General features: G+C 55.6%; 4 protein-coding genes and 2 pseudogenes. 5 read left to right on the top strand and 1 reads right to left on the bottom strand.

The window, feature by feature from the left end; genetic code table 11:
* Positions 1-296: 296 nt before the first annotated feature.
* A pseudogene (locus NKH03_RS28895) lies at positions 297-853 on the top strand (IS110 family RNA-guided transposase); the annotation flags it as partial.
* 214 nt (positions 854-1,067) lie between these two features.
* On the opposite strand, the pseudogene NKH03_RS28890 reads toward NKH03_RS28895, so the two are convergent.
* Positions 1,068-1,760 (bottom strand): annotated as a pseudogene (locus NKH03_RS28890) (IS6 family transposase).
* A gap of 387 nt (positions 1,761-2,147) precedes the next feature.
* Here NKH03_RS28890 and NKH03_RS28885 point away from each other — a divergent pair.
* The 4 genes from NKH03_RS28885 to NKH03_RS28870 all read left to right on the top strand — a co-directional run bounded on the left by NKH03_RS28885 (position 2,148) and on the right by NKH03_RS28870 (position 7,126).
* Positions 2,148-3,659: a hypothetical protein gene (locus tag NKH03_RS28885; protein ID WP_352972235.1), complete on the top strand. Its 1,512-nt coding sequence runs from the start codon at positions 2,148-2,150 to the stop codon at positions 3,657-3,659.
* A gap of 111 nt (positions 3,660-3,770) precedes the next feature.
* The gene (locus NKH03_RS28880) at positions 3,771-5,270 is read left to right on the top strand and encodes a hypothetical protein (RefSeq protein ID WP_352607903.1); all 1,500 of its coding nucleotides are present in this window, start codon (positions 3,771-3,773) and stop codon (positions 5,268-5,270) included.
* A gap of 90 nt (positions 5,271-5,360) precedes the next feature.
* The gene (locus NKH03_RS28875) at positions 5,361-5,753 is read left to right on the top strand and encodes a VOC family protein (protein ID WP_352572524.1); all 393 of its coding nucleotides are present in this window, start codon (positions 5,361-5,363) and stop codon (positions 5,751-5,753) included.
* Between the two features lie 131 nt (positions 5,754-5,884).
* Complete coding sequence (locus NKH03_RS28870; protein WP_352972233.1) at positions 5,885-7,126, top strand: di-heme oxidoredictase family protein; 1,242 nt, start codon at positions 5,885-5,887, stop codon at positions 7,124-7,126.
* Positions 7,127-7,187: the final 61 nt, after the last annotated feature.

Below are 7,187 nucleotides of genomic sequence, written 5' to 3'. Positions count from 1 at the left end.
ATCTAAAGCAGGCGGACCCAGGATCTAAAGCAGGCGGACCCAGGAAGTAGTTATCCTACACCAAGCCATATGACAATTCTGTGATATTCTGTAACATTTTGTTGGCACCGCCATTTTCTCTGGCCGGATGCTTGTGTAGCGAACGCTCGAGCGATCGACTAAAAGAGCCTTGCATGCCCGACGCTGGCTCACCCCATGCCGACCGCAAGCGTGGGGCCACAACGCATCGCTTGGCATCGAGCGTCCGCCTTGTCCTCCTGCCGCACCATGAGGCTGTCAAACCGAAGGAGGTTGCAATGCCAAAACGCAACGTACCGCGCCCTGCCGCAGTCTACGGAATTGCTATCGGTAAGAACATATTCCACGTCGTCGGTCTCGGAAGCGACGGAGTGCCAGTCCAGAGGGTTTGTTTCCGACGCGACACGCTGCTCCAATTCTTCGAGCGCGCATCACCGGCGATCGTGGGGATGGAATCGTGCGCCGGCTCTCAATGGATTGCCAGGAAGACACAGGCGCTCGGACATAAGGTGCGCTTGATTCCCGCACAATTTGTGAAGCGGTACGTCAAGTCGAACAAGACCGACATCATCGACGCGGAGGCGATCGCTGAGGCGGCCACACGGCCAACAATGCGATTTGCAGCGCTCAAGAACCAGGAACAAACCGACCTGCAGGCTTTACACCGGGTGCGGGACCAGATGATCGGAACGAGAACGCGCCTGATCAATCAGATGCGGGCCCTTCTGCCTCGAATACGGGATCGCGCTGCGCCAAGGCGCAGGTATGTTCAAAGCTCGACCTGCCACAGGTTCTCGAGGACCAATCAAACGACCTTTCGTCGGTGATGCTTAGACGCCGGCACGATCGTGCGCGATTACCTTGATACCAGGACGGCGCTCCAGCCAAGATGCGTCCGTGTCGGCATTTCGATCCGGTTGCTCCGACATGAGATTCCGTTAATGTAAATATGAGGAAAAAGTGACGGGCACGCGCACGATCGGCTTCAAAGGAAAGGGTTTTGTTGCAACGGCTGAATAGGGGCGCAGAGAGGCCTGATGCGAGGTCAATCAGGCGGCGAGGATTTCGAACTGCTCGGCCAGGGACGGATTCGGATTGAAGGCGTACCTCGCCTGTCGCTTGCGCATCATGTGGATCATTTCGATGCCGGAAAGGATGGTGGAGGCGGTGGCCGTCGATTTGAAGCCGAGCATCGGCCGGACCCGGCGCTTGATGCGCCGATGGTCCTGCTCGATCCGATTGTTCAAATACTGGCTCCGGCGGATGCGGATCGGCTTCAGCCGGCGTCGGGTGCGATCCTGCAAGCGATTTGTGGTGTCGCAGGAAACGATCGCCTCGTGGTTGGTCTGGCTCCCGTCGATGACGACGCGATCCGGTCGGCCATGACGCTCCAGCGCCTTTCTGAAGAAGCGTTTGGCCGACGGCAGGTCGCGCTGCTCGCTGAAATAGAATTCGACGGTGTCGCCGACACTGTCGATGGCGCGATAGAGATACATCCACTGGCCACGGACCTTGATGACTCGTCGACATGCCATTTGCCGGTCACGCTACGCTTGCGCCGGTTGAAACGCTCGAGCAACAAGGGCGAGAAACGAACGGTCCAGCGGTGGATGGTCGTGATCGACCGTAATGCCGCGCTCGGCCATCATCTCCTCAAGATCACGCAGGCTCAGATTGTAGGCAAGGTACCAGCGCACGCAAAGCAGGATCACGGATTGGTCGAACTGGCGGCCTTTGAACATTGCAACCTCCGAAATGATCGAAGGCTCCTTGCCACAGCGCTGGTAATCAAAAGGTTGCAACAGATCCCCCTGACCTCCTGCTCAGCAAATAGTTTGCCAGACGTGCGGATGTCTAGAGAATGATGCGCAATTAAGACATTGCTTAAGTTGAAATAATCTGCGTCGAAAACAGAACGGCTAAATAACGGATTTCTAATATACAATGCTGTAGTATAAGCGATGACTAATTTATTATTTATGATCTTGACCAACAAAACTAGCCGTGTCAATTACCCTTTTGTCTGTATTCCGTTCCAAACATAGAGCGAGGTAGGCAAACATAGAGCGAGGTAGACAATGTTAAATTCCCCTCTTAAGCCCGTTTCCCTAGCCGCTTTCGCGCTCGCGATGGCAAGCAGCGTCGCCTTTGGCGGGAGTACGCTCAGTCAGCTGTCGCAAAAAAGCATTGATGGTGCGGGGCGCAATATCATGCGCACCGCCGATGGCGGATTGGTCTCAACCTATTCCGTTGGCACCGGCTCGCGTCTCGACCTTGTCTTCAGCGCATCGCTGGACAATGGCGACAGCTGGAATGAGACTGTCGTCAAGGGCGTTGACGGCAAGGCTCGCCAGGCAGCCATCGATTCCAATTTTCAAGGCTCCTATATCGCCTTCACGGAAGAACGTGACGGCGATACCGTCGGCAGGATCGCGTTTGCCAGCGCGCCGTTGGCTGACAAGCCCCAAATTGTCGTCTCCGAAGCCGTAACACCTGCCGGCGTCGAAGCGACCGACACATTTATTCAGGCGTCGCGCAAAGGCTGGGGCGCTCTTGCTGACGAAAATCGTGAAACCGTAGTCTATGGTTGGCAGGACAAGCAATCGAAGAGCCTCTATGTCGGCGTTTCCATGGACGGACGCACCTTTCCCATGGCACGGAAGGTGATCGAAGACATCTATGCGACGTCAGGGCCAGCCGTTGCCATCCGGGGCACCTATGTCATCGCAACCTATCAGACCACGAACCCCGCTTTCGCTCCGTCCGATGTGGTGCAAGAAACGATATCGCAACGATCTTATCCTGCCTGGATCGAATCCATGGATGGCGGCGAGAGCTGGTCTCAACCGAAGCCATTGTTTGGGTTCAAAGCGGCAGATTATCCCGTGGTCAAAGTTGAGTCACAACCGGGCCAGTACGACAATCTGCGGTTGGCTGGCGGCACGTCCCAGCCTAATTCGCCGATCCTCAATTGGGGAGGGATAGGCGATAGGATTGGCGGCGGCGGCGGTTCGCGCGATTCCGGTACCACGGATGTTGGCGCCGAAGACAAATCGGCGGCGGCGGCAGATGTTTCTCAAATGGAAGGGGCTGCAGCCGCTCTTAATCCCGACGACGGCATAACCTTCGTGCAGACATCGATGATGGGAATAGACGGAGCCGGCCGGAAGGGCGAAGTCAGCATTGTCAGTTTCCGTCAGATCAAGCCCGACGCGCCATGGACGCATGTTATAGCGAACAACAAACTGTCGGCAAATAGCCGGGACGCTGAGACATCGAAAACGGATGCAGCGACATCGCATTTCCAATATAGCGCGCTCATCGACACGCCGGTTCGGGCGACCACATATAAGGAGACTAGCAATGGAGATGCTCGTCTCGTCGTTGCGGTCTCAACCGATACGGGCAAGGTGTTTAATCGGCACGTAAGCTTCACGCGCGACGCATTGTCCGACCTGGGGCTTCAAGGCTTCGATGACAAAGCGATCTTCGCGGCCAGCCAGTGTTTGTTCGAAGATCGCAACGGAGACGTCTTCGTCGATCTGCTCGTATCGCAGGGCGACAACACGCGCTACGCTCGCCTGCCGATCGGCGTTAATGCGGCTCAGTTGAGAGCGGCCGCCAAGCCCAGCGGTCCATAGACCCTTTCCGGGGTTGCATTGCATCTTTCCCATTCCACCAGATTTGGCGTGCGACACGCACCTGTACTGAACGGGTGCGTTGTCCACTCCCAAGATAGAACGAGGTAGAGAATGTATAATTTTCCTTTGAAGCCCGTTTCCCTGGCCGCCTTTGCGTTCGCGATGGCAAGCAGTGTCGCCTTTGGCGGGAGTATGCTCAATCAGCTGTCACAAGAAAGCATTGATGGTGCAGGGCGCAATATCATGCGCACCGCCGATGGCGGACTGGTCTCAACCTATTCCGTTGGTAATGGCTCGCGTCTCGACCTCATCTTCAGCGCTTCGCTGGACAATGGCGAAAGCTGGAATGAGACTGTCGTCAAGGGCGTTGACGGCAATGTGCGTCAGGCAGCCATCGATTCCAATTTTCAAGGCTCATATATTGCCTTCACAGAAGAACATGATGGCGTGACTGTCGGCAGGATCGCTTTTGCCAGCGCACCGTTCGCTGACAAGCCCCAAATTGTCGTCTCCGAAGCCGTAACACCTGCAGGCGTCGAAGCGACCGACACATTTATTCAGGCGTCGCGCAAAGGCTGGGGCGCTCTTGCTGACGAGCACCGTCAAACGGTTGTCTACGGTTGGCAGGACAAGCACTCGAAGAGCCTCTATGTCGGCGTTTCCAAGGACGGCCATACCTTCCCGATGGCCAGCAAGGTTGTTGACGATCCGTATGCGACGTCAGGGCCAGCCGTCGCCATCCGGGGCACCTACGTCATTGCAAGTTATCAGACCACCAACCCCGCATTCGCTCCGTCCGATGTGGCGCAAGAAACGACATCGCAACGATCCTATCCCGCCTACATCGAATCCCAGGATGGCGGCGAGATCTGGTCTCAACCGAAGCCATTGTTTGGGTTCAAAGCGGCAGATTATCCGGTGGTCAAAGTTGAGTCACAACCGGGCCAGTACGACAATCTGCGGTTGGGAGGCGGCACGTCCCAGCCGAATTCGCCCACCCTCAATTGGGGTGGCACGCGTGAATTGGGCCAGACAGACGATGACAAGACCCTTTCATCCTTGGACCCATCCGTCGATCCCAATAACGGTATAAGCTTTGTTCAGACCTCGATGATGGCTACGGACGGCAAGGGGCGGCGGGGCGAAGTCAGCATTGTGAGCTTCAAAGCCATCCGGCCTGTGAATGCACCGTGGCAGCACGTCATTGCGAACAACAAGCTCTCGCAAGCTGTGCAGAATACCGAGACATCGAACCCCGGCATGTCGACGTCGCATTTCCAATATAGCGCGCTCATCAACACTCCAATTCGAGCGACGGCATATAAGGAATATGATGAAGGCAACGGCAATGCCCGGCTTGTCGTTGCGGTCTCCACCGACACCGGCATGAATTTCACCAATCATGTGAGCTTTACCGCCGACGAATTGGCCAAGCAGGGGGTGCAGGCGTTTGGCGAGGAGGCCATCTTCTCGTCAAGTCAATGTCTCTTTGAAGACCGGAACGGCGATGTCTATCTCGACCTTTTCGTATCGCAGGGCGGCGATACACACTATGCTCGCGTGCCAATAGGCGTGAACGCGAGCCAATACAGAGGATCAGGCCGTTCGTAAGAACTGCAACCGAGAGTGCGACCCGACAGGGTCGCACTCTGCCTTTGATTGACCAACCCTTGGTAGTTCTGCTTAATTGCGAGGTAACGAATGCTGCATCATATCGAAATCTATGTTTCAAACATCGATGCTTCGTATGCCTTTTGGGAAACGATTCTGGCGAGAATCGGTTATAAAGAAACGTCCGCGTGGGACGATGGATTTACCCTTCGAAGAAAACGGGAAGCTTATCTGACATTCGTACAGGTGTCCGATAAATACAAGAATCATAAATATCATAGAAGCGGGGTCGGCCTGAATCATATTGCTTTCAAAATCGAAGAGCGATCAGAAGTAGATTCGATGCGACAGTACTGCATCGAAAATTCTATCCCCATGTTATATGATGATCGATACCCATTCGCTAGCGGTATCAAAGATTATTATGCCCTGTTTGTAGAGGATCCGGATCGAATAAAGATTGAATTTGTTGCAGGCCACTGACCTGGTAATTTCACAATGTTCTCCCGTGTTAACGCCGGCGCGTGAGAAGGCGCAGTGGGGCCATGCGATTTCCTTCTAGATCCATCAAAAATGTCGTCGCTTGTTCACTCGTTTTTCTAGCGCTTGCTCCCTTGGGCTCATTCGCGGGTGACGACTGGTACGACGCGAAGAAGACCGGTGGGGCGCTGACCGTATATTCATTCGGGGAGTCGCCCTACAATCATGCCGCTCCTTTCCTCGAGCTCGAGGAGCGGCGCGTCTTCTCCAATGGTGCGCTTGCCTTCAGGAATAGCCATCCGATCGACGGGCTTTCGAGCGTCGAAAGCGGCCCGCCTATCGAAGCTGATTACAATGCTCGTTCCTGCGAAAGCTGCCATCCGAGCGACGGCCGAGGGATTTCGCACACAGAGGCGTTCGATTCGACTGGCTTTTCGGTCAAGGCATCAAGCCATCACTCTGTCCCGCCGGTATTCCGAAACATACTCGTCCCAAGCGTTTCCCAGAAACTTCAAGGCGTGGAATGGGAAACGAAGCAACAGATCACGCTAGGGGGCCAACTCGTCGAGCTCGTTGCACCTGTAGCAATTGTCGATGGCGAGAAAAGACTTGTCGATCTGCGCAATGCGCCAGGAGTCTACGGTTTAGGCTTGCTCGAAGCGATTTCCGACGACGAGATTAGAAAAGCAGCTGAAAAACAAGAATTCTCGGCATTCGGTGTGAGAGGCATCGTCGGGACGGCATGCGAGCAGCGGGCCAGCAACTCTTGTGATAAAGTCGGCCGTTTCGGATGGAAGGCAACTGTTTCCAATCTGAATATGCAGACGCGCTCGGCTCTCGCCGGTGAGCTCAGCATTCATCAACCTATCCCCAAAGAGACCGCACCTAACGCCCGATCGGAATATGATCGATTGGTGACGGACCTTGCCGAATACCTCAAAGTGCTGGCCGTGCCGGCGCGACGGCTCGACAACGCAAATGAGAATGCGCGAGGCGCGCGCTTATTCGAGGAAGCGGGCTGCGCCATGTGCCACAGGCCGTCTTTGCAAACAAGCTCGCGGGAAGACACGGACAAGCGGGTTCGTGGTCAGCGAATTTATCCGTTCACCGACATGCTGCTCCACGACATGGGTGAAGCTCTTGCGGACAGTAATGATGACGGCCTCAGCCGATATTGGCGAACGCCCGCTCTTTGGGGCATCGGCATGCAAGGCACTGTCTCGGAGAAAGTCGGCTACCTGCACGATGGACGGGCGCGCAACTTCTTGGAGGCCATCCTTTGGCATGGCGGAGAGGCGACCTATTCCGTGTCGCGCTTCAAGGACCTCCCCAAGGACGACAGGGACCGGCTGGTTGCGTTCCTGTCGTCATTGTGAGGTCAGCAGCCAGCGGAAGGTGTGGAGCGGTTCCCAATCGCAACTGCGGAAAGCATGCGAC

The organism is Mesorhizobium sp. M1406 (genome assembly GCF_040317555.1).
Classification (GTDB): domain Bacteria; phylum Pseudomonadota; class Alphaproteobacteria; order Rhizobiales; family Rhizobiaceae; genus Mesorhizobium.
This window is presented reverse-complemented; position numbering and strand designations above follow the sequence as displayed.